Source organism: Methylobacterium sp. DB0501, assembly GCF_011043735.1.
In the GTDB taxonomy this organism is placed as follows: Bacteria; Pseudomonadota; Alphaproteobacteria; order Rhizobiales; family Beijerinckiaceae; genus Methylobacterium; species Methylobacterium alsaeris.
The window spans coordinates 1-25352 of the sequence record NZ_JAAKGV010000033.1 but is presented as its reverse complement, the minus strand read 5'-3'; the positions used below and the strand labels follow the sequence as shown (position 1 = coordinate 25352).

At 70.8% G+C, this 25352-nt stretch carries 29 protein-coding genes, 4 tRNA genes and 1 pseudogene; 14 read left to right on the top strand and 20 right to left on the bottom strand.

Annotation, left to right across the window (positions count from 1 at the left end; translation table 11 throughout):
- Window positions 1-99 precede the first annotated feature (99 nt).
- A pseudogene (locus G4G93_RS36850) lies at window positions 100-177 on the bottom strand (hypothetical protein); the annotation flags it as partial.
- On the opposite strand from G4G93_RS36850, the gene G4G93_RS32115 reads away from it, so the two are divergent.
- Window positions 176-319, top strand: coding sequence for a hypothetical protein (locus tag G4G93_RS32115; RefSeq protein ID WP_165091283.1), 144 nt, complete (start codon window positions 176-178; stop codon window positions 317-319). The pseudogene G4G93_RS36850 and the gene G4G93_RS32115 overlap by 2 nt on opposite strands.
- Window positions 320-376: 57 nt before the next feature.
- Here G4G93_RS32115 and G4G93_RS36530 read toward each other — a convergent pair whose 3' ends face one another.
- Window positions 377-508 (bottom strand): hypothetical protein, encoded by a 132-nt coding sequence (locus tag G4G93_RS36530; protein ID WP_281409765.1) that lies wholly within the window; start codon window positions 506-508, stop codon window positions 377-379.
- A gap of 196 nt (window positions 509-704) precedes the next feature.
- Between G4G93_RS36530 and G4G93_RS32110 the strand changes: the two genes are divergently transcribed.
- Complete coding sequence (locus tag G4G93_RS32110) at window positions 705-1001, top strand: hypothetical protein (RefSeq protein ID WP_165091282.1); 297 nt, start codon at window positions 705-707, stop codon at window positions 999-1001.
- On the opposite strand, the gene G4G93_RS32105 is transcribed toward G4G93_RS32110, so the two are convergent.
- Window positions 995-1417, bottom strand: coding sequence for an ArsR/SmtB family transcription factor (locus G4G93_RS32105; RefSeq protein ID WP_165091281.1), 423 nt, complete (start codon window positions 1415-1417; stop codon window positions 995-997). The two genes, G4G93_RS32110 and G4G93_RS32105, sit on opposite strands and share 7 nt — an antisense overlap.
- Before the next feature lie 80 nt (window positions 1418-1497).
- On the opposite strand from G4G93_RS32105, the gene G4G93_RS32100 reads away from it, so the two are divergent.
- Complete coding sequence (locus tag G4G93_RS32100) at window positions 1498-2184, top strand: sigma-70 family RNA polymerase sigma factor (protein WP_165091280.1); 687 nt, start codon at window positions 1498-1500, stop codon at window positions 2182-2184.
- A gap of 60 nt (window positions 2185-2244) precedes the next feature.
- Here the strand turns inward: G4G93_RS32100 and G4G93_RS32095 are convergent.
- From G4G93_RS32095 to G4G93_RS32045, 11 genes are all read right to left on the bottom strand, one after another.
- Window positions 2245-2329 (bottom strand) — tRNA-Tyr (locus tag G4G93_RS32095).
- A gap of 151 nt (window positions 2330-2480) precedes the next feature.
- Window positions 2481-2565, bottom strand: a tRNA-Tyr gene (locus tag G4G93_RS32090).
- A 124-nt stretch (window positions 2566-2689) separates the two neighbouring features.
- Window positions 2690-4483: a single-stranded-DNA-specific exonuclease RecJ gene (gene recJ / locus G4G93_RS32085; RefSeq protein ID WP_165091279.1), complete on the bottom strand. Its 1794-nt coding sequence runs from the start codon at window positions 4481-4483 to the stop codon at window positions 2690-2692.
- A 220-nt stretch (window positions 4484-4703) separates the two neighbouring features.
- The gene (locus tag G4G93_RS32080; RefSeq protein WP_165091278.1) at window positions 4704-6104 is read right to left on the bottom strand and encodes an NAD(P)(+) transhydrogenase (Re/Si-specific) subunit beta; all 1401 of its coding nucleotides are present in this window, start codon (window positions 6102-6104) and stop codon (window positions 4704-4706) included.
- Window positions 6105-6108: 4 nt separating this feature from the next.
- Complete coding sequence (locus G4G93_RS32075) at window positions 6109-6558, bottom strand: proton-translocating transhydrogenase family protein (RefSeq protein ID WP_048432898.1); 450 nt, start codon at window positions 6556-6558, stop codon at window positions 6109-6111.
- Window positions 6559-6588: 30 nt separating this feature from the next.
- On the bottom strand, window positions 6589-7731 hold the full coding sequence (locus G4G93_RS32070; protein WP_165091276.1) for a Re/Si-specific NAD(P)(+) transhydrogenase subunit alpha: 1143 nt from the start codon (window positions 7729-7731) through the stop codon (window positions 6589-6591).
- A gap of 197 nt (window positions 7732-7928) precedes the next feature.
- Window positions 7929-8222: an aa3-type cytochrome c oxidase subunit IV gene (locus tag G4G93_RS32065; RefSeq protein ID WP_165091273.1), complete on the bottom strand. Its 294-nt coding sequence runs from the start codon at window positions 8220-8222 to the stop codon at window positions 7929-7931.
- Window positions 8223-8549: 327 nt separating this feature from the next.
- Complete coding sequence (locus tag G4G93_RS32060; protein ID WP_165091271.1) at window positions 8550-9917, bottom strand: ABC1 kinase family protein; 1368 nt, start codon at window positions 9915-9917, stop codon at window positions 8550-8552.
- A gap of 140 nt (window positions 9918-10057) precedes the next feature.
- On the bottom strand, window positions 10058-10369 hold the full coding sequence (locus G4G93_RS32055; RefSeq protein WP_165091268.1) for a metal-sensitive transcriptional regulator: 312 nt from the start codon (window positions 10367-10369) through the stop codon (window positions 10058-10060).
- A 589-nt stretch (window positions 10370-10958) separates the two neighbouring features.
- A tRNA-Ala gene (locus G4G93_RS32050) sits at window positions 10959-11034 on the bottom strand.
- 111 nt (window positions 11035-11145) lie between these two features.
- Window positions 11146-11221: transfer RNA gene (locus tag G4G93_RS32045), tRNA-Ala, on the bottom strand.
- Window positions 11222-11331: 110 nt separating this feature from the next.
- Between G4G93_RS32045 and G4G93_RS32040 the strand changes: the two genes are divergently transcribed.
- From G4G93_RS32040 to G4G93_RS36650, 4 genes are all read left to right on the top strand, one after another.
- Window positions 11332-11619: a YggT family protein gene (locus G4G93_RS32040; protein ID WP_048452221.1), complete on the top strand. Its 288-nt coding sequence runs from the start codon at window positions 11332-11334 to the stop codon at window positions 11617-11619.
- Window positions 11620-11624: 5 nt separating this feature from the next.
- Complete coding sequence (locus G4G93_RS32035; RefSeq protein ID WP_165091266.1) at window positions 11625-11963, top strand: DUF167 family protein; 339 nt, start codon at window positions 11625-11627, stop codon at window positions 11961-11963.
- 34 nt (window positions 11964-11997) lie between these two features.
- On the top strand, window positions 11998-13161 hold the full coding sequence (locus G4G93_RS32030) for a MaoC family dehydratase (protein WP_395409614.1): 1164 nt from the start codon (window positions 11998-12000) through the stop codon (window positions 13159-13161).
- 116 nt (window positions 13162-13277) lie between these two features.
- On the top strand, window positions 13278-14564 hold the full coding sequence (locus G4G93_RS36650; RefSeq protein WP_312892313.1) for a methyl-accepting chemotaxis protein: 1287 nt from the start codon (window positions 13278-13280) through the stop codon (window positions 14562-14564).
- 22 nt (window positions 14565-14586) lie between these two features.
- Here the strand turns inward: G4G93_RS36650 and mntR are convergent, their stop codons facing one another.
- Window positions 14587-15045 (bottom strand): manganese-binding transcriptional regulator MntR, encoded by a 459-nt coding sequence (mntR, locus tag G4G93_RS32020; RefSeq protein WP_165091261.1) that lies wholly within the window; start codon window positions 15043-15045, stop codon window positions 14587-14589.
- Window positions 15046-15188: 143 nt separating this feature from the next.
- Window positions 15189-16079, bottom strand: coding sequence for a LysR substrate-binding domain-containing protein (locus G4G93_RS32015; protein WP_165091258.1), 891 nt, complete (start codon window positions 16077-16079; stop codon window positions 15189-15191).
- A gap of 296 nt (window positions 16080-16375) precedes the next feature.
- Here G4G93_RS32015 and sdhC point away from each other — a divergent pair, with 296 nt between their 5' ends.
- The 7 genes from sdhC to G4G93_RS31980 all read left to right on the top strand — a co-directional run bounded on the left by sdhC (window position 16376) and on the right by G4G93_RS31980 (window position 21304).
- Window positions 16376-16795: a succinate dehydrogenase, cytochrome b556 subunit gene (gene sdhC / locus G4G93_RS32010; protein ID WP_165091255.1), complete on the top strand. Its 420-nt coding sequence runs from the start codon at window positions 16376-16378 to the stop codon at window positions 16793-16795.
- Between the two features lie 16 nt (window positions 16796-16811).
- Window positions 16812-17225, top strand: coding sequence for a succinate dehydrogenase, hydrophobic membrane anchor protein (gene sdhD, locus G4G93_RS32005; RefSeq protein WP_165091252.1), 414 nt, complete (start codon window positions 16812-16814; stop codon window positions 17223-17225).
- Window positions 17226-17247: 22 nt separating this feature from the next.
- Window positions 17248-19074: a succinate dehydrogenase flavoprotein subunit gene (gene sdhA / locus G4G93_RS32000; RefSeq protein ID WP_165091250.1), complete on the top strand. Its 1827-nt coding sequence runs from the start codon at window positions 17248-17250 to the stop codon at window positions 19072-19074.
- Between the two features lie 31 nt (window positions 19075-19105).
- Window positions 19106-19339 carry a DUF433 domain-containing protein gene (locus tag G4G93_RS31995; protein ID WP_048432913.1) on the top strand — a complete coding sequence of 78 codons (234 nt, stop codon included), beginning with the start codon at window positions 19106-19108 and terminating at the stop codon, window positions 19337-19339.
- Entirely contained in the window at window positions 19336-19716 is a 381-nt protein-coding gene (locus tag G4G93_RS31990; RefSeq protein WP_165091248.1) for a DUF5615 family PIN-like protein, read from the top strand. Before G4G93_RS31995 ends, G4G93_RS31990 begins: the two co-directional genes overlap by 4 nt.
- A gap of 4 nt (window positions 19717-19720) precedes the next feature.
- The gene (locus tag G4G93_RS31985) at window positions 19721-20503 is read left to right on the top strand and encodes a succinate dehydrogenase iron-sulfur subunit (protein ID WP_165091245.1); all 783 of its coding nucleotides are present in this window, start codon (window positions 19721-19723) and stop codon (window positions 20501-20503) included.
- A gap of 186 nt (window positions 20504-20689) precedes the next feature.
- A complete protein-coding gene (locus tag G4G93_RS31980) occupies window positions 20690-21304 on the top strand; it encodes an AprI/Inh family metalloprotease inhibitor (protein WP_165091242.1) in 615 nt (204 codons plus the stop codon).
- 12 nt (window positions 21305-21316) lie between these two features.
- On the opposite strand, the gene G4G93_RS31975 is transcribed toward G4G93_RS31980, so the two are convergent.
- The 4 genes from G4G93_RS31975 to G4G93_RS31960 form a co-directional block, all read right to left on the bottom strand.
- Entirely contained in the window at window positions 21317-22702 is a 1386-nt protein-coding gene (locus G4G93_RS31975) for a TAXI family TRAP transporter solute-binding subunit (protein ID WP_165091240.1), read from the bottom strand.
- A gap of 108 nt (window positions 22703-22810) precedes the next feature.
- Entirely contained in the window at window positions 22811-23620 is an 810-nt protein-coding gene (locus tag G4G93_RS31970; protein ID WP_165091237.1) for an exodeoxyribonuclease III, read from the bottom strand.
- Window positions 23621-23650: 30 nt separating this feature from the next.
- Window positions 23651-24604: an outer-membrane lipoprotein carrier protein LolA gene (locus tag G4G93_RS31965; protein WP_165091234.1), complete on the bottom strand. Its 954-nt coding sequence runs from the start codon at window positions 24602-24604 to the stop codon at window positions 23651-23653.
- Window positions 24605-24752: 148 nt separating this feature from the next.
- A partial coding sequence (locus tag G4G93_RS31960; protein ID WP_165091232.1) for a DNA translocase FtsK occupies window positions 24753-25352 on the bottom strand: 600 nt, incomplete at its 5' end.

Here is a 25352-nt window from a genome sequence, read left to right as displayed (position 1 = left end):
AGCCTCACCGCGGTGGCGTTCGTCGGCCGGCCCCCTGTCTCGGGAGCGGTCGAACTGCACCATCCCGCCGACGGTCGGCAGGTGGCCGACGTGGCGCCGGAAGTACCGCTGGCGGCACTCGCTCGGGGCGGACAGGGCGGCGACGCGGCAGAGGCGGGGGTCGGGGCGCCGGGTGATGCCGCTCTTGCCGGTGGAATCGCGCCCCTCGGGCCGTGGCCGGGCCGGTCAGCGGCGGGTGGTGGAGCCGGAAGTGCCGGCCTTCATGTCCCCGGTGCCGCTGCGCGAGGTGGTGCCGGTCGTGTCGGACTTCATCTCGTGACCGGGCGCGTAACCGGATGCCCCGGGGCTGCCCTTCACGCTGCCGCGCTCCTGCATCTCATGGCCGGGCGAGCGGGACGCGGCTCCGGTCCGCTCCGTCGCCCCAGGCCGTGCCCACGAGCGTCGTCGAGGCGAGCGTCGTCGAGGCGAGCGTCGCGGCGGCGAGCAGGGCGATCGTGACCTGCTTCATGGCGGTCTGCTGTCGAAGGTGACCAGAAAACGGCATTCGCGGCGAAGTGGTCCCGCGCCCTCGGCGCGTCGTTCGGCAATCATCCGGAAACACATTGCTAAGAAATCGAAGCCCGAGATTGCGGAACGGTTTCCGCAAGACCGCCGTTGCTGGCGTAGATCGAGCCGCGCTTCCGCGGTTCACTGGAGATGTGTCGATGCGCAGGAGCGTTCTTCCCCTCGCCTTCACCGCTATGGCCGCGGCGGCCGGTCTGTTCGGTGCCACCACCGCCGCGCAGGCCGATCCCCCTTGGGCTCGCGATTCTTGGAGCCGGGGCGGCACTTGGGGCCGGGGCAGCTCTTGGGGCCGGGGCGGCTACGGCGAGGTCCGCGGCGGTCCGCCGGCCTGGGCGCCGGCGCATGGCTGGCGCCGCAAGGCGGAGCGCTGGGGCGACGACCGGCCCTATCGGGCGATGCGCTACCGGGAGGAGCGGCGGTCCTACGACCGCTACTGACCGGGACCGGACGCCCCCGGTCCGCCGGGTGGTCCCTCGCCGGGGACCGGCCCGGCGCAGGCCGGCGCCCCCTCGCCGCAGCGCGAGGCGGAGGCCGGCCGGCCGGCATCGGGGAGACAGGCGTCAGGCCGGCCGTTGCAGCAGGCCTCGGTCAGGTAGGTGGTCAGGCCTGCAAGGCCCGCGGGGCGCGCGGTGTAGATCACGGATGCGCCCTGGCGACGCGACTCGACCAGACCGGCCTCCTGCAGTTGCCGGAGATGGAAGGTCAGGGTCGAGGGAGCGCAGCCGAGCGCCGCGCCGAGCCGTCCGGCGGGCATCCCCTCGGGAAAGGCATGCAGCAGGGTCCGCAGGGCGCGCAGCCGCGTCTCCTGCGCCAGGGCGATGAGGGCCGCGAGGGCGCCGGTTTCATCGAGCATCGGTCAAGCTTCTATTGCCATCGAAATTCGAACCGCTAAAAAGAGGGAATTCCGTCGCAATCAGGGGCCCGCCGGCGATAATGAAGACCGATTCGACCGCGCTCCCGTCCGAGTTGCCACCGCCCTCCGGCGCGCTCTCCACCCACATCATCCAAGATCATCTCAGGAAACCTCTGCAGGAATATTTCCGCACGACTGACCAAGCCGTGCTGCCGGCGCGCCTCGCCGAACTTCTGACCCGTTTCGAGGCAGCCCTGGCGGCACGAGGGGAGGCGATCAGCTTCGACTTCCGCAACGCTTTGATGACAGTCTTGCCGGCCCTGCGCACCTTCGGTCTCTCCCTGTCGCATGACGTGGTGCGGGCCGACGACCTGGTCCAGGAAACCTGCGCCCGGGCCTGGGCCAACCAGCACCGCTTCCAGGCCGGCACCAACTTCACCGCCTGGTTGTTCACGATCATGCGCAACCAGTTCTACACGGAATTGCGGAAGGGGCGCCGGGAAGTCGAGGACGGTGACGGGATCCTGGCCGGTCAACTGTCCGCGCCGGCCGACCAGGATCATGCAAGTACCCTGCGGGTGGTCCAGGAACGAATGCAGGCCCTGCCCGAAGCCCAGCGCGAGGCGTTGCTGCTGATCGGTGCCGAGGGCTACACCTACGAGGAGGCGGCGTTGCGGATCGGCTGCCAGGTCGGCACGGTGAAGAGTCGGGTGAGCCGGGCCCGGGCGGCGTTGCTGGCGGCTTTGGGAGAAGTGACGGAGCAATGATCCCGCGGGCGCGACAATCGTCGCGCCCCGCTGCCTGCTGCCGGACATGCAAAGCAGAAATGGTGGGGGAAGTAGGACTCGAACCTACGAAGGCATAGCCAGCGGATTTACAGTCCGCCCCCTTTGCCGCTCGGGACATTCCCCCACGCTGCCGTCGCCGGCAGGGGCCGCCGCGTCGGCGGCGGGTCCTTATGATGGGGAGGCCTGCACCTGTCAAGGTGAGCACAACCCCAGCGATTCCCACGATGGAAAGCCTCACGGCACCGGAAATCGTGGAACGAAACTGAAAGACAAAGTGGTGGGGGAAGTAGGACTCGAACCTACGAAGGCATAGCCAGCGGATTTACAGTCCGCCCCCTTTGCCGCTCGGGACATTCCCCCACGCTGCCGTCGCCGGCAGGGGCCGCCTCTCGGCGACGGGGCCCTTATGGTGGGGCCGCCGGGGGGTGTCAAGCCGGATACAGACCCGGTTCGGGCGACAAAGTCGACGATCGCACGCGGTCGCTCAGCCGGCCTCCGCCACGTCGCACAGCCGCAGCTCGACCCGGTCGGCGCCGCGCCAGCGGTCGCGGGAGAGGGTGCCGGCGGCGTGGATGTCACGGCCGATATGCGAGAGCAGCAGCCGCCCGACCGGCGATTCCGCGGCCCGGAACGCGATGGCACCGACCGCGACGCCGTCCCGGCCGCGCAGCTGCGCCTTGACGTGGCCGGTCCCGACGACCCGCGCATCGGCGACACGGTGGCGGGCGAGGGCGAAGACTGGCTCCGGCGCGCCCTGGCCGAAGGGACCGGCCCGCTCGACGGCGTCGGCCAGGTCCGGTTGCACGCCGCCGGCGGAGACGAGGCCGTCGATCAGCAGCGCCTCGCCGAGGCGCGCCTCGGCCACGGACGCCGCGAGATCGCCGGAGAGCGCCTCGCGGAAGCGGTCGAGGTCGAGGGCGGCGAGGGTCACGCCCGCCGCCATGGCGTGACCGCCGCCCTTGGCCGCCAACCCGGCCTCGACGCAGGCCCGCACCGCCCGGCCGAGATCGGCGCCGGGGATCGAGCGGCCCGAGCCGGTGGCGGTGCCGTCCTGGCGCAGCGCGAAGGCGAAGGCCGGGCGGCCGAAGCGCTCCTTGAGCCGCGCCGCGATCAGCCCGACGATGCCAGGATGCCAGTCCGGGCTGCCGGCGACGAGGACCGGCTGGTTGGGATCGCGCTCGAGGCGCATCCCCATCTCGGCCTCGGCCTCGGCCACGGCGGCGGCCTCGATCGCCTGGCGCTCCCGGTTGAGCGCATCGAGCTGCGCGGCGATGCCGGCGGCCTCGATCGGGTCCTCGCAGAGCAGCAGGCGGGCGCCCAGCGTCGAATCGCCGATGCGCCCGCCGGCATTGATGCGGGGGCCGAGCAGGAAGCCGAGATGCCAGGCCTGCGGCGCTTCCCCGAGGCCGGCCGCGTCGAGGAGGGCGGCGAGGCCCCGCCGGCCGCGCCCGCGCATCACCGCCAGCCCCTGGCGCACGAAGGCGCGGTTGAGGCCGTGGAGCGGCACCACGTCGGCGATGGTGGCGAGCGCCACGAGGTCGAGCCCGGCCATCAGGTCGGGGATGGCGAGGCCGTCCCGGCGCAGGCGCCGGTTGAGCGCCACCAGCGTGAGGAAGACCACGCCGGCGGCGCAGAGATGGCCGAGGCCCGACAGGTCGTCGAGGCGGTTCGGGTTCACCACCGCACGGGCCTGGGGCAGCACCTCGGGTGCGCCGTGATGGTCGAGCACCACCACGTCCATCCCGAGGCGGCCGGCCTCGGCGAGCGGCTCGTGGCCGGCGGTGCCGCAATCGACGGTGACGAGGAGGGTGGCGCCTTCCTCGGCGAGCATCCGCACCGCCGCGACGTTGGGGCCGTAGCCTTCCGTGATGCGGTCGGGGATGTGGAGCCGGTAGGGCACGCCGAGGTCGCGCAGGGCACTGGCCAGCAGGGCGGCGCTCGCCGCGCCGTCGACGTCGTAATCGCCGAAGATCGCGACCTTCTCGCGCCTCTGGATCGCCAGTGCGAGCCGGTCGGCCGCCGCCTCCATGTCGACCAGCACGGCGGGGTCGGGCAGGAGGTCGCGCAGGCGCGGCTCCAGGAAGCCCGGCACGGCGTGCAGGTCGACCCCGCGGCCGGCCAGCACCCGGGCCAGCACCTCCGGCAGGCCGTGGCCCTGCGCGATGGCGACCGCGAGGCTCTGCGCCTGCGCCGAGGCGCAGCGCTCGTGCCAGGGCCGCCCGAGGGCGGAGCGGTGAACGTCGAGAAGCGGGCGGGGCAGGTCGAGGAGCGTGGACACGGACAGGAGTGTAGCGGGATTCGCGGGCGGATGCTGCCGCAGCCGGGCGACACCTATGGGCGCGTGATGCGCGGGCTCGCGGAAGGGCGCCCAACCCTTCCCCGCAGAGGGGGGAGGGTTCAGCCGCGCGAGCCTCCGGAAACGCGAAAAGCGGAGCACGAGGCCCCGCTTTCCCGGTCCGGAGCGAAGCTCCGGCGCGTCGGCCCCGACGGGCCGACCGTCAGAAGTTCTTGACGATCTCGTCGACCACCTTCTTGGCGTCGCCGAACAGCATCATGGTGTTGTCGCGGAAGAACACCTCGTTCTCGACGCCGGCATAGCCCGAGCCCATGCCGCGCTTGATGAACAGCACGGTCTTGGCCCGCTCCACGTCGAGGATCGGCATGCCGTAGATCGGCGATTGCGGATCGGTCTTGGCGGCCGGGTTGGTGACGTCGTTGGCGCCGATCACGAAGGCCACGTCGGCCTGCGGGAACTCGCCGTTGATGTCCTCCAGCTCGTGCACCTCGTCGTACGGAACGTTGGCCTCGGCGAGGAGCACGTTCATGTGGCCCGGCATGCGGCCCGCCACCGGGTGGATGGCGTACTTGACGTCGACGCCGGCCTTCTTGAGCTGGTCGGCCATCTCGCGAAGGCTGTGCTGGGCCTGCGCCACCGCCATGCCGTAGCCCGGCACGATGATGACCTTCTCGGCGTTCTTCATGATGAAGGCCGCGTCGTCGGCCGAGCCTTGCTTGACCGGCCGGGTCTCGACCTGGCCGCCACCGGAGGCCGCCGCGGCGTCGCCGCCGAAGCCGCCGAGGATCACCGAGATGAACGAGCGGTTCATCGCGTGGCACATGATGTAGGACAGGATCGCGCCCGACGAGCCGACCAGCGCGCCGGTGATGATCAGCGCGAGGTTGCCCAGCGTGAAGCCGATGCCAGCGGCCGCCCAGCCCGAATACGAGTTGAGCATCGAGACCACGACCGGCATGTCCGCGCCGCCGATCGGGATGATCAGGAGGCCGCCGAGCACGAAGGACAGGATCACGATCAGCCAGAACAGCGCCTTGCTGCCGCCGCCGATGAAGCCGATCAGCAACGCGACCAGCACCACGGCCAGCACGATGTTGATGAGGTGGCGCTGCGGCAGCATGATCGGCTTGCCCGACATGCGGCCGTCGAGCTTCAGGAACGCGATCACCGACCCGGTGAAGGTGATGGCGCCGATGGCGACGCCGAGACCCATCTCGAACAGCGACTGCTTGTGGATGGCGCCGTTCTCGATGATGCCGAAGGCCTGCGGCGCGTAGAGGGCGCCGGCCGCCACCGCGACGGCCGCGAGGCCGACGAGGGAGTGGAAGGCCGCGACCAGCTGCGGCATCGCCGTCATCGGCACGCGCTTGGCGATCACCGCACCGGCGCCGCCGCCGATGCCGAGGCCGAGCAGCACCAGGAACCATGCCCCGACGCCGGACGGCGCATGGCCGACCAGCGTCGTCAGGATGGCGATGCCCATGCCGATCATGCCGTACAGGTTGCCCTGCCGGGAGGTGGTCGGGTGGGACAGGCCCCGCAGCGCCAGGATGAACAGGACGCCGGAGACGAGGTAGAGGAGCGAGGAGACGTTCTCCGACATCGCCTCAGGCCTTCTTCTTGTACATGCTGAGCATGCGCTGGGTGACGAGGAAGCCGCCGAAGATGTTCACGCTGGCGAAGACCAGGCCGATGAACCCGAAGAAGCGGGCCCAGCCGGTGCCCTTCTCGATCAGCGGGACGCCGACGGCGAGGAGCGCGCCGACCACGATCACCGAGGAGATCGCGTTGGTGACGGACATCAGCGGGGTGTGGAGGGCCGGGGTCACCGACCAGACCACGTAGTAGCCGACGAAGATCGCCAGCACGAAGATCGCGAGGCGGAACACCGTCGGGTCGATGGCGCCGTGGGTCGCGGCGGCGACGCCGTGGCCGACGCTGTCGGCGATGATCGCCGCCTGGTCGGCGGCGCGGGCGGCGATGTCGGCCGCGTTGCGGGCGGCGGCGGCGGCGGCACGCGCCTGCTCGGCCGCCTGGTCGGGGGGAAGGGTAGCCATGAGGTCTCCTCCGATTGCGGGCGAGCGGCCTTAGGCCGCCTTGGGCTGGAAGTTCGGGTGGACGACGGCGCCGTCGCGGGTCAGGCAGGTCGCCTTGACGAGCTCGTCGTCCCACTTCACCGCCAGCGCCTTCGCGGCCTTGTCGACGAGCGTCTCGACGAAGGCGTAGAGGTTGCGGGCGTAGAGGCTCGACGAGGTGGCGGCGAGACGGCCCGGCACGTTGGCGTAGCCGACGATCTTCACGCCGTTCTCGGTCTCGACGACCTCGTCGGCCTTGACGCCCTCGACGTTGCCGCCGCGCTCGACCGCGAGGTCGACCAGGACCGAGCCCGGCCGCATCGCCGCCACCATGTCGGCGGTGACGAGCTTCGGCGCCGGCCTGCCTGGGATCAGCGCGGTGGTGACGACGATGTCCTGCTTGGCGATGTGGCTCGCCACGAGTTCCGCCTGTTTCTTGCGGTACTCGGCCGACATCTCCTTGGCGTAGCCGCCGGCGGTCTCGGCCTGCTTGAACTCCTCGTCCTCGACGGCGACGAACTTGGCGCCGAGCGACTCGACCTGCTCCTTGGCGGCGGGGCGCACGTCGGTGGCGGTCACCACCGCGCCGAGGCGGCGGGCGGTCGCGATGGCCTGCAGGCCGGCGACGCCGGCGCCCATCACGAAGATGCGGGCGGCCGGCACGGTGCCGGCCGCGGTCATCATCATCGGCAGCGCTCGGCCGTAGACGGCGGCGCCGTCCACCACCGCGCGGTAGCCGGCGAGGTTGGCCTGGCTCGAGAGCACGTCCATCACCTGGGCGCGGGTGATGCGGGGCATCAGCTCCATGGCGATCGCCGCGACGCCGGCATCGGCCATCGCCTTGACCTCGGCCTCGTGGCCGTAGGGGTCCATGATGGCGACGACGATCGCGCCGCGCTTGAGCGCCGGCAGCTCGTCGGCGGCGGGGCGGCGCACCTTGAGGACGATGTCCGCGCCCTCGGCCGCGGCCTTGGCGTCGGGCGCGATCGAGGCGCCGGCGGCCTCGTACTCCGCATCCGGCACGCCGGCCTTCAGGCCCGCACCGGACTGCACCGTCACCTCTGCCCCCAGAGCCTTGTACTTCTTCACCGTTTCCGGGACCGCCGCGACCCGCGGCTCCGCCGGATCGGTCTCGGATAGGACCGCGATCCGCATTCAGACTTCCTTTGGTCGATACCCGGCGCGGTGCGCCGATCCCCCCTATGGGTCGGCATGTACAAGGCCACGCCTGCCCCACAACTGTAAAGCCGTCCCCTCGCGCGAGGGAACGGCTTCAGTTACAAATCTTTAACGATTAAGTCACGCACAATTTATATGCGCGACGAGGAAAGGGCGGGCAGGCCGCCCGCCCCCTAGTAGAATGCGAGCAGCAGGGCGAGCAGCACCGCCACGGCCGCGGGGGCGCGCCAGCCGATCCCGGGGGAGAGGGCACCGATGGCACCGGCGAGGCCGCCGAGCACCACGCCGACGATGGCGGTGACCCAGGCCTCGCGCACGCCGCCGACGGCGAGCGACAGCACCCAGCAGATCACGACGCCGGTGGCGATCTCGACGAAGGTGACGAAGCCCCGATAGGTGGCCTCGTGGGTCGGGCCGTCCATCTCCGGGCTGTAGGCGGAGTCGGTGGCGTGATCGATGTTGGCCATGATGCGGTAGACCCCGTCTTGTGCTCGTTGGCCGGGCTTTAGCGCATGCCCAAGGTCCCGGCAATCAGCCGATATGCGGGCCGAGCGTGGGGAGCGGTCGTGCCCGGGCGAACCGCAAATCGTTGCGGGAACTCGTGTCTTCGGCGCAGAAGGCGGCCCGGACCATGATCCGGGGCTGCCGCGGCGCGAAGGCCGAAGGTGCGGATCCGCACCTTTTTCCGATTCGAGGGTGCATGGCGGTGCACCGCGCCTCTTTCTAGATCCCGGGCGGCGCACCGCGCCGCTTGTCGGATCAGGACGGTGCACCGCGCCGTGGGGCTCCTGCCGTCAGGCCGGCTGCGGCAGGCCGGCCTTCTCCAGGGCGGCGTGCTGGCGCGCGGCGAGATCGTCGAGGGAGAAGCTGTCGATCTGCGCCTCGAACAACCGGTGATAGTTCAGCTCGGAGCGCAGGTGCAGGAACACCGCGCCCAAGCCCACCGCCGCCCGGTCCATGAACACGAATTCGCGCGGCACGGTCACGGGCCCGCGTTCCTTGAGGGCGCGATGGACCTCGAAGGCCTGGCGCCGGCCGTACTCGCCCGGCTTGACGCCGTCCGCCACCGTGCGGACCCGGTCCTCGAGCAGCGGGCCGTAGATGAAGCGCGCCCAGATGTTGAGGATGTCGACGAGCTCGCGGGTGAGATTGCGGAAACCCCAGCTCTCGTAGGCATGCACGATGCGCGCCTCGTCGCCGTGGAGCAGGCCCTTGTAGAGGTCGACCACGCCGCCGACGAAGCGGGGATGGAAGATGCGGATGCAGCCGTAGTCGAGCAGGTTGATGCCTTGCGGCTCGTCGTCTTCCGAGAACACCGTGTAGTTGCCGAGATGGGGGTCGCCGTGGATCACCGCGGCGCGGCTGAAGGGATGCCACCAGGCCTGGAACATCGCGTGGGCGAGGCGGTTGCGCACCTCCAGCGGTCCGGCGGTGAAGTTCAGGATCTTCTCACCCTCGAGCCAGCCCTGGGTCAGCAGGCGCCTCGTCGACAGGTCGGGATGGACGAGCGGCACCCGCACCGTCTCGACGCCGCCCAGGATCTCGGCGTAGAGCGCGGCGTGCTTGGCCTCACGGGTATAGTCCAGCTCCTCCCGCACCCGGTCGCCGATTTCCTTGGCGATCTCGCGGGTGTCGATGACCGAGCTGATGCGCCGGTGCAGGGCGAAGGCGAGCTCGAGCTGCTTCAGGTCCGCCTCGACGGCGGATTGCATGTCCGGATATTGCAGCTTGCAGGCGAGCGGCGTGCCGTCCAGCGCCTCGGCCCGATGGACCTGGCCGAGGGAGGCGGCGGCGGCCGGGCGCAGCTCGAACTTGCCGAAGCGGCCCTGCCACTGGGGCCCGAGTTCGGCAGCCATGCGGCGCTTGACGAAGGCGGCCCCCATCGGCGGCGCCTCGGATTGCAGCTTCTGCAGCTCGGAGGCGTATTCGGGCGGCAGCAGGTCCGGCACCGTGGCCAGAAGCTGCGCCACCTTCATGATCGGGCCCTTGAGGCCGCCGAGCGCCTGGGCGAGGGCCGCGGCGCTCGACATGTCCTCGCCCTTGCGGCCGAGAAGCCGCGCACCGGCCATCCGGGCGGCGACACCGCCCACATTGGCGCCGACCTTGGCGTAGCGGGCGGCGCGGGCGGAGAAGCGATTGGCTTCGCTGTCGGAGGCGGACATGGAGGGCAAGGCTCGTGCGAGGAGGCGCGCGGAGTCGCGCGCAGCGGACATGGGGCCTAGATAAGCCCGGGTCCCGGCACCGCCAGGGCGACCGGACAGCGCGGGGTCCCGCTCCCTCCGACCACCGTCAGCCCGAACCGTCAGGTCTGCCGGAGGGCCGCGCGCAGCACCCGCACCATCTCCTCGACGGCGCCGTCATGATCCTCGGCGCGCACCGCGTAGGCGACGGAGGCGTCGAGATGGGTGCTGATGAGCTGCAGCACCGCCTCGCGCACCGCCGCCGTGATGGCGTTCATCTGCTGCACCTCGTCGAGGCAGTAGCGGTCCTCCTGGACCATGGCCTGGAGGCCGCGCACCTGCCCCTCGATGCGCTTGAGGCGCTGGAGGATCGGCTTTTTTTCCTCTTCGGTCCGGCGGATCTGGAGCCGGCCGTCGACGTACTGGTAATCCATGATGTGCCTTCCCCGACCGAGGGGCCGCTCACCCGGGAGGGCGCGGTCGGCCCGGGCGACGTCGGGTCTGGTGATCGAATGCCGCCCTGTCCCTAAGGAACGGCAATCGATCCCCTATCAGGGGCGCGCAGGTCAAGCTCAATCTCGGGGCGCGCCCCGCGCGCGGCCCGTCCCGATGACGAGGTCTTTGCCGTTGGTGACCGGGGCCGCAGACATCTGATCGTTCCAGGCGCCTGAGTCCGGGCCCACGGGCCCGGGCACCGGCTCCTCGCCGAGGGGCTCGAAGGCGTTGAAGGGGAACTGCGATAGACGTGCAGCGGTCGAAGGGCCGCCGTCGCAACTCGCGGGCAGGGCCGTCATGCCGGTGGAGCGGATCGAGCGTGGCGGAGGCGTTCTCTTACGCGGTGCGGGATGCTCGTCTTCGCACGCGGCGGAGGGCGGCCCGGCACCTCGAAGCAGCCGACGGCATCGGGCGAGGCGGCCGCGTCCCGCGCGCCGGTCATGACCGGACGCATGGACGCCAAGGCCTGGCCTTCGCCGATGCCCGGTCAAATCATATCTCAGTAAAACTGCCACCAACCGGAAGATTTGGTGGAGCTGAGGGGATTCGAACCCCTGACCTCCGCAGTGCGATTGCGGCGCTCTCCCATCTGAGCTACAGCCCCGCCGAAAGCGGGTATCGATCGTGTCGCTTGACGCGACCTGTCTTACCCGGTGGCTCCGTGCCACCTGCCCCGCCACCCGACCAACCCTGCGTTAACCACGCGAGGCAGGCCTGGTGGAGCTGAGGGGATTCGAACCCCTGACCTCCGCAGTGCGATTGCGGCGCTCTCCCATCTGAGCTACAGCCCCGTCCGAGGCGGGTGCCTTTTAGGCCGCCCTTTCTCAGCCTGTCAATTCCCTTGGTGGCCTCGCCGCGTCGCGACTGCGCGCCGGGCGCCCCGGGCTCGCACGGACCGCGCATGCGCTCGATTCTCTGGCTCATCGACAACATCATCACGCTCTACGTGTACCTGCTCATCGCCAGTGCCGTGCTGAGCTGGCTCGTGGCCTTCAACGTGGTCAACGTGCGCAACCCGATCGTGTCGCAGATCGGGGAGTTCCTGTTCCGGGTGACCGAGCCGGCCCTGCGGCCGATCCGGCGCATCCTGCCGAACCTCGGCGGCATCGACATCTCGCCGATCATCCTGGTCCTCGGCCTGTTCTTCCTGCGCAACCTGATGTTCGAGATCTTCGCCGGCATGGCGTGATCGGGGTGGCGAAAGCCGCGCCCTGGCGGGTCACGCCTTCGGGGATCGAGGTCCGGGTCCGGGCCACCCCGCGGGGCGGGCGCGACGGGCTCGACGGCGTCGAGACCCGGGACGACGGATTGCCCGTGCTGAAGGTGCGGGTACGGGCGGCGCCGGAGGACGGCGCCGCCAACGCGGCGGTCCGGGACGTGCTGCGGCGCGCCCTCGGGCTGCCGGCCTCGGCAGTGACCCTCGCCACCGGGGCGACCGCCCGGATCAAGCTGTTCCGCGTCGCCGGCGACGGGCCGGCCCTGGCGGACAGGCTCGCGAGCCTGATCGGCGGCCCACCCGCCGGTAGGGCTTGACCGGCCGGCGGGGCTGCCCCTCATCTCTCCCGCGATGCACCGGCCGGACGGCAAAGCCCGCTCCCGGCCCGACACGATCCGGAGCCTGCCCGGCGCCTTCGCCCGGCAGGCTCTCGCACGAGAGGCGAAGACTCTTCGCAGAGGGGCGACGATGAAGACGAATCCGGGCCGTTTCTTCGAGGATTTCCGCCTCGGGGAAACCATTCGCCACGCTACGCCGCGCACCGTGACCGTCGGCGACGTGGCGCTCTACACCGCGCTCTACGGCCCGCGCTTCGCGGTGCAATCCTCCGATGCCTTCGCGGCGGCCTTCGGCTACGCACGGGCGCCCCTCGACGACCTGCTGGTGTTCCACGTCGTCTTCGGCAAGACCGTGCCGGACATCTCGCTCAACGCGGTCGCCAATCTCGGCTACGCCGAGGGGCGGTTCCTGCGGCCGGTCTATCCGGGCGAGACGCTGAACTCGGTCTCGGAGGTGATCGGCCTCAAGGAGAGCTCGAACCGGCAGACCGGCGTGGTCTATGTCCGCTCCACGGGGTACGACGCCGCAGGGGAGGCGGTGCTCAGCTATTGCCGCTGGGTGCTGGTGCGCAAGCGCGACCCCGAGGCGACGATCACGGACGAGGCGGTGCCGGCGCTGGCCAAGGCGGTGGCGCCGGAGGACCTGGCCGCCGGCCTGCCGCCCCTGGACGCGCAAGGCTACGACCTCGGCCTCGCCGGCAGCCCGCACCGCTTCGGCGACTACACGGTGGGCGAGCGCATCGACCACGTCGACGGCATGACCGTCGAGGAGGCCGAGCACCAGATCGCCACCCGGCTGTTCCAGAACACCGCCAAGGTCCATTTCGACGGCTACGCCGCCAAGGACACCCGCTTCGGCAAGCGGCTGATCTATGGCGGCCACGTCATCTCGCTCGCCCGGGCCCTCAGCTTCAACGGGCTGGGCAACGCCTTCTCGATCGCCGGCATCAATGCCGGGCGCCACGTCGCGCCCTTGTTCTCCGGCGACACGGTCTATGCCTGGAGCGAGGTGCTGGCGGTGGCCGACCTGCCGGGGCGTCGCGACGTCGGGGCGCTTCGCCTGCGCACGGTCGCGACCAAGAATCAGGCTTGCGGCGCCCATCCGGACAGGACCGGCGACGGCTACGACCCGGCGGTGATCCTCGACCTCGATTACTGGGCCCTGATGCCGCGCTGACGCCGGCCCAGCCCGGGCGGCCGGGTGCGCCTGGCCAAGGCGCCGGTGCGGTGACGTAACGGCGCCTTTACCGTCCTCTCGTATACAGGTCGCGGAACAGGACGACCGGTGACCCTATGCTGACGCGCTTCTCCCGCAAGGATGGATTCCTCGAACTGCTTGCGACGCGCGCCGGCGTCGGGTTGTGGGAGGTCATCCCACACCAGGGAGACCTCACGCATCCGAAGACCCGGGTCACCTGGACGCCGGAATTCCGCCGCGTGGTCGGCTACACGACGGCCGAGTCATATCCGGACAAGCTCGAATCCTGGTCGAGCCGGATCTACCCGGAAGACCTCGACCGCATCATGACTGCCTTCGCGGCGGCGATCAAAGACGTCAAGAACCAGGGCGCCTACGACGTCAAGTACCGGATCGTGATGCCGGACGGGAAGCCGCGCTGGTTCCGGGCCACCGGCGGCGCGGCCTACGACGCGAACGGCGTCCCGCTGCGGATCTGCGGTTCGCTGGTCGACATCCAGGAAGAGATGGAGATCAAGCTCAACGACGAGGCGCGGGCCAAGCGGATCGACGCGATGGTCGCGGGCTTCGCCCGAGATTCCTCGGCCCTGTTCGAGAGCCTGTCGAAGGCCGCCGCCGAGATGCAGACGGCCGCCGCCGCGATGGCCGGGACCGCCGACCAGACCAGCGCCCGCTCGAACGCGGTGGCGAGTTCGGCCATGCACACCTCGACCAATATCGGTACGGTGGCGGCGGCCTCGGAGGAGCTGGGCAGCTCCGTCACCGAGATCGGCCGCCAGGTCCAGGGCTCGGCGGCCCTGGCCGAGGCGGCGGTGGTCGAGGCCGACGGAACCGCGCGCCTGGTGCAGGAGCTGAGTGGCGCGGTGAGCAAGATCGGCGACGTGGTGAGCCTGATCTCGTCGATCGCCGGGCAGACCAACCTGCTGGCGCTGAACGCCACGATCGAGGCGGCGCGGGCCGGCGAGGCGGGGCGGGGCTTCGCGGTCGTCGCCGCGGAGGTCAAGGAACTCGCCAACCAGACCGCCAAGGCGACCGAGGAGATCTCCTCGCAGATCACCCGGATCCAGGACTCGACGGCACAGGCGGTGTCGGCGATCGGCGGCTTCGGGGCGCGGATCCGCGAGATCAGCAGCGTGACCACGGCGATCGCCGCGGCGGTCGAGGAGCAGAACGCCGCGACTCAGGAGATCGTCCGAAACGTCTCGCAGGCCGCCTCCGGGGCCGGCGAGGTGATGAGCGGCACCGCCAGCGTGTCGGCCTCCGCCGAGGAGACCGGCAAGACCGCCGAGCGGGTGATCGCCGCCTCGTCCGACGTCTCGGACCGCTCGCGCGATCTGAGCGCGCAGACGGATGCCTTCCTGAAGAGCGTCCGGGCGGCCTGACGAGCTCGACGCGTCCCGCCGCTCAGGCCGTGGTCCGGGCGGCGGTGAAGCGGCGGAACGCCTCGAGCGTCTCGCGGCTGACGTGGTGCTCGATGCCCTCGGCGTCGCAGCGCGCCACGTCCGGGCTCACGCCGAGGGCGAGCAGGAACGACTCGACGATGCGGTGGCGCTCCCGCGCCTCCGCGGCGAGGGTGCGGCCGGCCTCGGTGAGGAACACGCCGCGATAGGGCCGCTGCTGCACCAGGCCGTCCTCGGCCAGGCGCTTGAGCATCTTGGCCACCGTCGGCTGCGCGACGCCGAGGCGGGCCGCGATGTCGACCTGCCGCGCCTCGCCGCCGTCACCGATCAGGTCGGCGATCAGCTCGACGTAATCCTCGACCAGCTCGAGCCGGCGCGCCTCGCGCACCTGCCGGAAGCCGGCGGAATGCGCCTCGGCATCGACCAGTGAGGCGGGCTCGGGCGGGTGCGCGGGATCGTGCATGGGATGGGGTCGTCGCCTCGTCGATCGGCTCGGGATGTCGCACTCTTACCCGAGGATCGGCCGGGTGTGCAGGGCCCCACGACGGGGGCTGGCGCGCCGGGCCGTTGGCCTGAGGGCCGCGGAGCAAGGGAAGCGGGCGCCCCTCACTCCCCGGGCGCCCGCAGGTGGGCGATGAAGTCCTGGGCGAAGGGGGGCAGGGCGGCGAGATCGCGCAGGCAGATCGTCAGGTCGCGGACCGCCCACGGATCCTCCAGCGCCACGGTGGCGATCGCCATGGTGCGGGCGGCCCGGCGCGCGGTCGTCTCCGGCACGATGCCGAGGCCGACCCGGCACTCGACGAGGCGGCAGACCGCGTCGAAGCCGCGCAGCTGCACGCGCAGGCGCAGGGGCTGGCCGCTGCGCCCGGCCTTTCCGGCGAGGAAGCGGGTCAGCGCGCTCGCCCGGTCGAGCCCGACGAGGTCGTGGCCCAGCACCTCCGCGAAGGTCACCGAGGGGCGTGCCGCCAGGGGATGATCCGCCGCCACCACCAGCACGAAGCGGTCGCGGCGGAACGGATAGGTCGCGAGGCTGCCGGTCTCCACCGTGCCGGCGACGAGGCCGAGATCCGCCGCGCCCTCGGCGACGAGGCCGACGATCTCGTCCGACAACCGCTCCTCGATGTCGACGCTCACCCCCGGATGCTCGGCGAGATAGGCCGAGAGCACCTCGGGCAGGAACTCGGTCAGCGCGTTGGTGTTGGAGAGCACCCGGATCTGTCCCGCCGCGCCGCCCGCGAAGGCGGCGAGGTCCCCCTGCAGCCGCTCGACGTTGCCGAGGATCTGCCGGGCATGGGCCAGCAGGGTGCGCCCGGCCGGCGTCGGGGTGACGCCGAGCCGCGCCCGGGTGAGCAGGGCGGCGCCGAGCGAGGCTTCCATGCTGCGGATGCGGTGGCTCGCCGCGGCGAGCGCCAGGTTCGCCCGGGCGGCCCCGTGGGTGATCGAGCCCGCCTCGACCACGTGGCGGAACAGGCTGAGGTCGACGAGATCGAAATGCATGGCGGCGCCTCCCGCGCAGTCGACGACGGGCGGCCGGACATCCTGTCCTCGACCGATCGTTTCGCCGGCCGCGAAGGTAGATCGCGCCGCCCCGCGATGACCAGGGGCGCGAGGATCCTTCGCGGTTGACGAAGCCTGGGTCAACGAGAACCGCATTGCGAATTGGACGCGTTCCAAGGAAACAGAGCGACGCGTCTGTCACTTGCCTGGACCAGCGGCCACGTTGCACGCGCACGGCGGAGCCGGTAGGTGACCCAGTTTAGAGCCGGTACAGACCAGGGAATCCGAGGATCACGATGGCGGACACCGCAAGGCCCACGAACCCCGCCGGCAGACCGGTCGTCCGACCGCTCTCGCCCCATCTCCAGATCTACCGCTGGACCTGGACCATGGCGATGTCGGTGGCCCACCGCATCACCGGCGTGGCGCTCTACGGCGGCACGGCGTTGCTCGCCTTGTGGCTCGTGGCGCTCGCCGCCGGCCCGGGCGCCTACGGCCCGGTCGCGTGGTTCTTCGGCTCGATCCTCGGGCGGCTGATCCTGTTCGTCTATACCTGGATCCTGCTGCACCACATGCTCGGCGGCATCCGCCACCTGGTGTGGGATTTCGGCCGCGGCATGGAGCCCGGCACCCGCATCGCGATGGCCCGCTTCACCCTGATCGGCTCGGTCGCCCTGACGGTGCTGATCTGGCTCGTCGCCCTGGTGGCGCGCTGACAAGGACGACGAACCGATGGCCGACAACCGCCCCGACATCCGTCCCTCGATCCGCACCGCGCGGGCCCGCGTCAGCGGCCTGGGCGCGGCGCATCACGGCACCCGCGAGTGGTGGATGCACCGCGTCACCGCGGTGTCCAACGTGCCCCTCGTCCTCGCCTTCGTGGTGATCGTCGCCCTGATGGCCGGCCGGCCCTATCCTGAGGCGGTCGCCCTGGTGTCGCATCCGCTGGTGGCGATCCTGCTGATCCTCGGCGTCCTCTCGGTCACCAACCACATGCGGATGGGCCTGCAGATCGTCATCGAGGACTACGTCCACGACAAGGGCCTGCGCATCGCCGCGGTCATCGCCAACAACTTCTACTGCGTCGTCGTCGCGGTCGCCTGCCTCTACGCCATCGTGCGCGTGAGCCTGCGGGCCTTCGCGTAACGCCAGAACGGGAACCTCGCCCATGGCCTCCACCGCTTCCGCCGCGCCGGCCCAGAACGGCAAGGCGTACACCATCATCGACCACACCTTCGACGTGGTGATCGTCGGCGCCGGCGGCGCGGGCCTGCGCGCCACCGTCGGCTGCTCGCAGGCCGGCTTGCGCACCGCCTGCATCACCAAGGTCTTTCCGACCCGCTCGCACACCGTGGCGGCGCAGGGCGGCATCTCGGCCTCCCTCGGCAACATGGGCCCGGACGACTGGCGCTGGCACATGTACGACACCGTGAAGGGGTCGGACTGGCTCGGCGACCAGGACGCGATCGAATACCTGGTGCGCAACGCGCCGGCCGCGGTCTACGAGCTGGAGCATTGGGGCGTGCCGTTCTCGCGCACCGCCGAGGGCAAGATCTACCAGCGCCCGTTCGGCGGCATGACCACCGATTACGGCAAGGGCACCGCCCAGCGCACCTGCGCGGCGGCCGACCGCACCGGCCACGCCATGCTGCACACCCTCTACGGCCAGGCCGTGAAGGCGCAGACCAACTTCTTCATCGAGTATTTCGCCCTCGACCTGATCATGGACGAGGAGGGGCGCTGCCGCGGCGTCATCGCCATCGACCAGGCCACCGGCGAGATCCACCGCTTCCGCGCCGGCATGACGGTGCTGGCCACCGGTGGCTACGGCCGGGCCTATTTCTCGGCGACCTCGGCCCATACCTGCACCGGCGACGGCAACGCCATGGTGCTGCGGGCGGGCCTCGCGCTCGAGGACATGGAGTTCGTTCAGTTCCATCCGACCGGCATCTACGGCGCCGGCTGCCTCATCACGGAAGGGTCGCGCGGCGAGGGCGGCTACCTGACGAATTCCGAGGGTGAGCGCTTCATGGAGCGCTACGCCCCCTCGGCCAAGGACCTGGCTTCCCGCGACGTGGTCTCGCGCTCCATGACCATGGAGATCCGCGCCGGTCGCGGCGTGGGCAAGAACAAGGACCACATCTTCCTCCACCTCGACCACCTCGACCCGAAGATCCTGCACGAGCGCCTGCCCGGCATCTCGGAGAGCGCGAAGATCTTCGCCGGCGTCGATGTGACCAAGGAGCCGATCCCGGTCATCCCGACCGTCCACTACAACATGGGCGGCATCCCGACGAACTATCACGGCGAGGTGCTGACCCTGAAGGACGGCAACCCGGATCACGTGGTGCCGGGCCTGATGGCGATCGGCGAGGCGGCCTGCGTCTCTGTCCACGGCGCCAACCGGCTGGGCTCGAACTCGCTCATCGATCTCGTGGTGTTCGGCCGCGCCGCGGGCCTGCGCTGCGCCGAGACGGTGGAGAAGGGCGGCCGCCTGCCGGAACTGCCGAAGGATTCCGCCGACAAGGCACTCGGTCGCCTCGACCGCTTCCGCTACGCCAATGGCGGCACGCCGACGGCGGAGCTGCGCCTCGAGATGCAGAAGACAATGCAGAACAACTGCGCCGTGTTCCGCACCGGCGAGGTGCTGGAGGAGGGCAAGGGCCTGATCCACAAGGTCTGGGCCGGCGCCGAGGACGTGAAGGTGACCGACCGCTCGCTGGTCTGGAACACCGACCTGTTGGAGACCCTGGAATTCGACAACCTGATTGGCCAGGCCGTCGTCACCATGGAATCGGCCGCCAACCGGACCGAATCCCGCGGCGCGCATGCCCGCGAGGACTTCCCGGACCGCGACGACAAGCAGTGGATGAAGCACACCCTGGCCTGGCTCGACCCCGACGCCCGCAAGGTCGCGATCGATTACCGGCCGGTCCACACCTACACGATGTCGAACGACATCGCGTATATCGAGCCGAAGGCCCGCGTGTACTGAGGCCGGCCACAGCGCCGACGTGGAGGGATCGATGACCGAGTTCCCCCGGATCACCCGCGACCCGGCCGTCATGGCCGGGAAGGCCTGCATCCGCGGCAAGCGGGTGACGGTCGCGATGATCCTGGGGAATCTCGGCGAGGGCGTCGGCATCGACGAGTTGCTCGCGGCCTATCCCTATCTCGAGCGCGAAGACGTGCTGGAGGCCCTCCGCTACGCGGCCTGGATGGCGCAGGAGCGCGAGATCGCTCTCGAGCCCGCGGCGTGAGGATCGTGGTCGACATGAACCTCACGCCCGACTGGGTTCCATACCTTCAGACGCTGGGACACGACACTGTCCACCGGTCGAGTGTCGGCGTGGAGGACGCTCCCGACACCGACATCATCGATTGGGCGCGGGCTTCCGGCCGCGCCGTCATGACGGCCGATCTCGATTTCGGGATCGCCCTGGCGCGGTCGGACGCGACCGCGCCGAGCGTCATCCAGCTCCGCACGGGATCCACGCTGCCCGGGCGCGTCGGCACCCTCGTCGCGCGCGCGATCGACGGGGCGCGGGCGGACCTGCTCGCCGGAGCCCTCCTCACCATCGAGACCGGACGGGTACGCCTTCGTCCCCTCGGGCTCGACCGCACCGATCAGGCATAGACAGATGGCCCAGTTCAACCTCCCCAAGAACTCCCAGTACACCGAGGGCAAGACCTGGCCGAAGCCGGCCGGGGCCAAGAACGTCCAGGAGTTCCGCATCTACCGCTGGAACCAGGATGACGGCGCCAATCCGCGGATCGACACCTACTACGTCGATCGCGACGATTGCGGCCCGATGGTCCTCGACGCGCTGCTGTGGATCAAGAACAAGGTCGATGCGACCCTGACCTTCCGGCGCTCGTGCCGCGAGGGCATCTGCGGCTCCTGCGCCATGAACATCATGGGGCAGAACACGCTGGCCTGCACGCTCGGCATCGACGACTGCAAGTCTGCCCAGGTCAAGATCTATCCGCTGCCGCACATGCCGGTGCTGAAGGATCTGGTGCCGGACCTGACCTCGTTCTTCGCCCAGCACGCGGCGATCGAGCCCTGGCTCCAGACCGAGACGCCCTCGCCCGAGAAGGAGTGGCAGCAGACCCCGGAGGACCGCGCGCGGCTCGACGGGCTCTACGAGTGCATCCTGTGCGCCTGCTGCACCACCTCGTGCCCGAGCTACTGGTGGAACGGCGACCGCTTCCTCGGCCCGGCGGCCCTGCTCCAGGCCTATCGCTGGCTGATCGACAGCCGCGACGAGCATACCGGCGAGCGCCTCGACGGGTTGCACGACCCGTTCCGGCTCTACCGCTGCCACACCATCATGAACTGCGCCAATACCTGCCCGAAGGGCCTGAACCCGGCCAAGGCCATCGCCGAGATCAAGAAGATGATGGTGGCCCGCGAGGTCTGATCCACCTCGAACGCACCTGCGGTACGGCCGACTGGGTCCTGTCGGCCACACCCGCTCGAAAAGGCGCCTTCGGGCGCCTTTGTCATTGGGGAACCCCCTGCGCACGCCTTCGCGGGATCGTATTTCCCGGGGATCACCGATCCCCGACATACGCCGCCCGCCCAAAGGCCCTCGCAGGACCCCTCGATGCCGCGTCAGATCCTCTGCACCGTCGCCGCCCTGGCCCTCGCCGCGAGCGCCGGCGCCTGCTCCTCGTCGCGCTTCGACTCCGGGCTCAACGCCTCCGCGCGGCCGGCGCCGCGCAGTGCCCGGCCGCTGCCGGAGGAACCCGATCTCGGCCCCGGCCTGTCCTCCGGCCCGGTGACCTCGGCGCCGCTGGCGCCGCCCCCGGGCGCCGCCGCCGCGCCCGGCCCGGTCGTCGCCAACCCGTCCGGCCCGATCATGGCGGAGGCGAGCCCAGCCCCGGTGCAGCAGCAGGCCGCGATCGCGCCGCCGCCGGCGCCCCCGGTGGTGTCCGGCGGCGGGCGCTCGGCCGTCGTCGGCGGCTGGACCGCCAAGGACGCGACCGGCGCGAGCTGCCGCGTCAACCTGGCGAGCACCCCGGCCCTCGATCTCTATAAGGCATCCTCGACCGGCTGCGCCAACAAGGATCTCGCCAAGGTCACCGCCTGGGATTATCGCGACGGCGAGGTCTATCTCTACCAGCCCGGCGGCACGGTCGCGGCACGCCTGCGCCCGGCCGGCGGTGCGATGGACGGCGCCCTGTCCAAGTCCGGCGCGCCGCTGGCGATGGTCCGCTGAGCGTCCCGGCAACTACTCGGCGGCGCTGAGCCGGAAGGCCTGGCGGCGGGGCGGCTCCGCCTGGCCCACCAGCCGGCGGCAATCCGCGATGGTGGAACGGGCGGTCTCGATCGCGATCATCACCGCCGCCATGGTGCGGGTGTCGGTCTCGCGCTCGCGGGTGTAGCGGACCACATCCGCGGCGAGCGCATCGACCTCGCCGGTCAGGGCGTCGAGGCCGGCGGGATCGGCCTTCCGGGCCTCGGCCAGGACCTCGAGCAGGCGGTCCATCACCACGTCGATGCGCTCGCGCCGCAGGCGGCGCAGGCGCTGGCGCAGCCAGGCCAGCGCCGAGCCGAAGCCGCCGCCGAGCACCGCCAGCAGGTAGATCCAGTCGCCGTAGCGCTCGATGAAGCCCTGCTGCTCGCGCTCGAAATAATCGATCGCGCCGGGATGGATCGGCAGCCGGGCGCTCGTCGCCTCGGCGGTGGTCTCGTAGGCGGGCGCCGCGATGTAATCGGCCGCCGGCGTCGCGTCCGAGAGGCGCGAGCGCAGCTCGAACAGATGCTGGGTCACGTCCGCCGCCACGGTGCGGCTCATCGAGGCCCGGGCCATCAGCCGGTACGAGGCGCCGACGGTCTTCACCTCCTCCTCCGGCACCTTCGGGCTGCCGCCGAACAGGCCGGCCGGTACCGTCACCGCCTGGAGCCGGGGCAGGCGCTCGATGATCGCCGGCCCGTCCTCGACCCCGACGAAATCGACCTTGCGGGCCCGGCTCGCCGCCTGGACGATCCCGACGAGGCGCAGCGCCATCGGGGCGGCCGGGGCGATCACCGCCACCACCGCGTCGATGCGCTTCTGCGCGAAGGCCGCGGCCAGGTCCTCCTCGGCCATCGGCACCAGCCGCACCTGCCCGGCGGGGACCGGCCCGGTCGCGGCGGCATTCTCCTGCAGGGTCAGGCCGTAATAGCTCATCAGGCTCTTGAGCAGCCACAGATCCGCGTCGCGATGGGCCACGATGCCGAGGCGCTTGCGGGCGAGGGCGGGAAAGGTCGTGATGCCCGAGGGCGCCGGCGAGGCGATCAGCATCGCCTGGTCGCGCAGGATCGCCAGCGTCAGGCCGTTGGCCGGCAGGTCGACGTCCGGCCGCACCACCGCGAGGTCGGCCTTGCCCTGCTCGAGCGCCTTGGCGCTCTCGCGCACGTCGTCGAAGGGCAGGATCTTGAGGCGCACACCCTTGTGGGTGCTCTTCAGGGCCTCCGCATAGGCGCGCATCAGCGCCGGCTCGGTGCCGTCCCGGGGCGCCACCGCGATGGTGAGCGTGGTCGCCTGCAGGACGTAGAGCGCCACCGCCGCCGCCACGGTCAGCACCAGGCTGGTGACCAGGAAGATCCGCTCGGGCCGGAACGCTGTCGTCATCGCGCGGACACGCCCTCCCTCGTCAACGAGGCCCGATGGCCCCGATCTGAGCTAACAGGGAAGGGGCAGCCCGGGTTGCGCGGCCCGCGTGTCGCAGCGGAAGCGCGGTTAAAGCTCCAGCTCGACCGTGACCGGCACGTGGTCGGACGGCTTCTCCCAGGCGCGGGTATGGCGCGCGACGGTGACCGACTTCACGGTGCCGGCGAGGTCCGGCGTGACCCAGATGTGGTCGAGGCGCCGGCCCTTGTCGGCGGCGGCCCAGTCGGGGGAGCGGTAGCTCCACCAGGTGTAGATCTTCTCCGGCGGCGGGCGCAGGTGGCGCATCGTGTCGATCCAGCCGGCTTCGCCGCGCAGGGATTCCAGGCGCTCGGTCTCGATCGGGGTGTGGCTCACCACGTCGAGGAGCTGCCTGTGCGACCAGACGTCGTGCTCGAGCGGCGCCACGTTGAGGTCGCCGACGAGGATCGCCGGGCCCGACGGGCGGCGTCCGCCCCAGGCGCGCAGCTCGTCCATGAACGAGAGCTTGTGGGCGAACTTGTCGTTGAGCTTGGGGTCGGGCACGTCGCCGCCGGCCGGGACGTAGAAGTCGTGGATCGCGATGCCGGCGGCGGCACCCGCCTCGGGCCCGAGCAGAGCCGAGATGTGGCGCGCGTCCTGGCGCTCGCAGAAGCTCATCACCTCGCGCGTCACCAGGGGCAGGCGCGAGAGGATCGCGACGCCGTTATAGCCCTTCTGCCCGGCGAAGACGACGTGCGGGTAGCCGAAGCCCTGCAATTCCTTGAGCGGGAAGCGGTCGTCCGGGCACTTGGTCTCCTGGAGGCAGAGCACGTCGGGCTTCGCCTCGTCGAGGAAGCGGCGCACGAGGTCGATGCGCAGGCGGACCGAGTTGATGTTCCAGGTGCTGACGGTGAGGTGCAACGGTCGGGTACTCGCGAACTCGAAAGAGAATCAGTTGGGGCGGGCCTGCTGCATCCTGGCCTCCAGCTCCTTGTCGACCGCCCGTCCGTAATTGATAACGAACATCATGCCGTCGACGGCGCGGCCACGCTGGAGGTTGGAGAGCAGCACGGTGGTCTGGTAGCCCTGCGGGTCGGTGATCCGCCACTGGCTCAAGGTCTTCATCGAGTCGTCGAAGTAGAGCGCGATGCGCGAGGTGCCGCCGAGCGTCGAGCGATCGTCGAGCACGATGCGGATGCCGCCGGGCTCGGCCGCTACGTCGGTGACGGTGAGGTCGCGGGCGAGGTCGATCTTGTCGCGCAGCAGGAATTTCAGCGGCGTCTGCGAGATGAAGTAGAGGTCCTGGGTCGCGAGCTTGCGGTCGCGCACGGCCACCGAGGTGCCGTCGGCGATCACCTCCAGGGAGGAAGGCTGGTCGTAGTCGAAGCGCAGGCGGCCGGGCTTGGCGAGATAGAGCTTACCGCCGATCTTGCGCCCGTCGGCGCCGATCTGGACGAAGTTGCCGGTCAGGGTCGACACGGTGTTGAAATAGGCATTGGCGCGCTCGATCACCGAAGCCGGGTTGGCCGGATCGACGGCGGCCGCGGTGGTGGCGGCGGCGACCTGCGGGGCCGGCCGTGCCGCCTCGGGGGTGGCGGGCACGGCCGCGGTCTCGACGGGCTCCGGCGCGGCGCTCCTGGTCCCGCCGAGGGAGGAGGGCCGACGCGGCGGCAGCGGCGCCTTGGCGGAGGCGCCGGGGCCGGCGGGCGCCGCCGGGGCGGGGACCGCCTCGGGTGCGGCGTCGGGGACCGGATCCTTGCGGCCGAACAGGCCGTCGAGGAACGACGAGACCTGCGCCTCGGCCGGGGAGGCGACGAGCACGGCCGGCATCGCGAGGGCGGCGACCGAGAGCGCGGCGCCGAGGGACGCCGCGCGGAGCGGGCCGGAGCGAGGACGGCCGTTCATCGGCAGGATTCTCCGTGTTGGCGGACGGGGACAGGCAGGCCCGCGCCGGTGGACCGACGCCGCGCCTGCCCGACGGGCTGGTGTGCCGCAGGGGCCGGGCGCCACGATAGAGCCGCCCCCTGTGGCGAATATGCGACGGCGGGGCCGCTCACGAATCCTCGGCTCCCGCCTGCGGCGCAGGCTCGATCAGGATCTCGCGCTTGCCGGCATGGTTGGCGGGGCCGACGATGCCCTCGCGCTCCATCCGCTCCATCAGCGAGGCCGCCCGGTTGTAGCCGATCTGCAGCCGGCGCTGGATGTAGCTCGTCGAGGCCTTCTTGTCGCGCAGGACCACCGCCACCGCTTGGTCGTAGAGGTCGGCGGCCGGGTCGCCGAAGCTGCCCTGGTCCATGACCGGGGTGTCCGGGCTGGCGGCCGCCTCCTCGACCTCATCGTCCGCCGTGACGGCGTCGAGGTAGGACGGGCGGCCCTGGCGCTTGAGATGGGCCACCACCTGCTCGACCTCGTCGTCCGAGCAGAACGGCCCGTGCACCCGGGTCGTCCGGCCGCCGCCGGCCATGAACAGCATGTCGCCCTGGCCCAGGAGCTGCTCGGCGCCCATCTCGCCGAGAATGGTCCGCGAGTCGATCTTCGAGGTCACCTGGAACGAGATCCGGGTCGGGAAATTCGCCTTGATCGTGCCGGTGATCACGTCCACCGACGGGCGCTGCGTCGCCATGATCAGGTGCAGGCCGGCCGCACGCGCCAT

Bases quoted from the DNA above. Each gene is read 5' to 3' on its own strand.
- G4G93_RS32115 (WP_165091283.1), top strand. From the start codon at position 176: ATGCCGCTCTTGCCGGTGGAATCGCGCCCCTCGGGCCGTGGCCGGGCC.
- G4G93_RS36530 (WP_281409765.1), bottom strand. From the start codon at position 508: ATGAAGCAGGTCACGATCGCCCTGCTCGCCGCCGCGACGCTCGCCTCG.
- G4G93_RS32110 (WP_165091282.1), top strand. From the start codon at position 705: ATGCGCAGGAGCGTTCTTCCCCTCGCCTTCACCGCTATGGCCGCGGCG.
- G4G93_RS32105 (WP_165091281.1), bottom strand. From the start codon at position 1,417: ATGCTCGATGAAACCGGCGCCCTCGCGGCCCTCATCGCCCTGGCGCAG.
- G4G93_RS32100 (WP_165091280.1), top strand. From the start codon at position 1,498: ATGAAGACCGATTCGACCGCGCTCCCGTCCGAGTTGCCACCGCCCTCC.
- G4G93_RS32080 (WP_165091278.1), bottom strand. From the start codon at position 6,104: ATGTCGGAGAACGTCTCCTCGCTCCTCTACCTCGTCTCCGGCGTCCTG.
- G4G93_RS32075 (WP_048432898.1), bottom strand. From the start codon at position 6,558: ATGGCTACCCTTCCCCCCGACCAGGCGGCCGAGCAGGCGCGTGCCGCC.
- G4G93_RS32070 (WP_165091276.1), bottom strand. From the start codon at position 7,731: ATGCGGATCGCGGTCCTATCCGAGACCGATCCGGCGGAGCCGCGGGTC.
- G4G93_RS32065 (WP_165091273.1), bottom strand. From the start codon at position 8,222: ATGGCCAACATCGATCACGCCACCGACTCCGCCTACAGCCCGGAGATG.
- G4G93_RS32060 (WP_165091271.1), bottom strand. From the start codon at position 9,917: ATGTCCGCCTCCGACAGCGAAGCCAATCGCTTCTCCGCCCGCGCCGCC.
- G4G93_RS32055 (WP_165091268.1), bottom strand. From the start codon at position 10,369: ATGGATTACCAGTACGTCGACGGCCGGCTCCAGATCCGCCGGACCGAA.
- G4G93_RS32040 (WP_048452221.1), top strand. From the start codon at position 11,332: ATGCGCTCGATTCTCTGGCTCATCGACAACATCATCACGCTCTACGTG.
- G4G93_RS32030 (WP_395409614.1), top strand. From the start codon at position 11,998: ATGCACCGGCCGGACGGCAAAGCCCGCTCCCGGCCCGACACGATCCGG.
- G4G93_RS36650 (WP_312892313.1), top strand. From the start codon at position 13,278: ATGCTGACGCGCTTCTCCCGCAAGGATGGATTCCTCGAACTGCTTGCG.
- mntR (WP_165091261.1), bottom strand. From the start codon at position 15,045: ATGCACGATCCCGCGCACCCGCCCGAGCCCGCCTCACTGGTCGATGCC.
- G4G93_RS32015 (WP_165091258.1), bottom strand. From the start codon at position 16,079: ATGCATTTCGATCTCGTCGACCTCAGCCTGTTCCGCCACGTGGTCGAG.
- sdhC (WP_165091255.1), top strand. From the start codon at position 16,376: ATGGCGGACACCGCAAGGCCCACGAACCCCGCCGGCAGACCGGTCGTC.
- sdhD (WP_165091252.1), top strand. From the start codon at position 16,812: ATGGCCGACAACCGCCCCGACATCCGTCCCTCGATCCGCACCGCGCGG.
- sdhA (WP_165091250.1), top strand. From the start codon at position 17,248: ATGGCCTCCACCGCTTCCGCCGCGCCGGCCCAGAACGGCAAGGCGTAC.
- G4G93_RS31995 (WP_048432913.1), top strand. From the start codon at position 19,106: ATGACCGAGTTCCCCCGGATCACCCGCGACCCGGCCGTCATGGCCGGG.
- G4G93_RS31985 (WP_165091245.1), top strand. From the start codon at position 19,721: ATGGCCCAGTTCAACCTCCCCAAGAACTCCCAGTACACCGAGGGCAAG.
- G4G93_RS31980 (WP_165091242.1), top strand. From the start codon at position 20,690: ATGCCGCGTCAGATCCTCTGCACCGTCGCCGCCCTGGCCCTCGCCGCG.
- G4G93_RS31975 (WP_165091240.1), bottom strand. From the start codon at position 22,702: ATGACGACAGCGTTCCGGCCCGAGCGGATCTTCCTGGTCACCAGCCTG.
- G4G93_RS31965 (WP_165091234.1), bottom strand. From the start codon at position 24,604: ATGAACGGCCGTCCTCGCTCCGGCCCGCTCCGCGCGGCGTCCCTCGGC.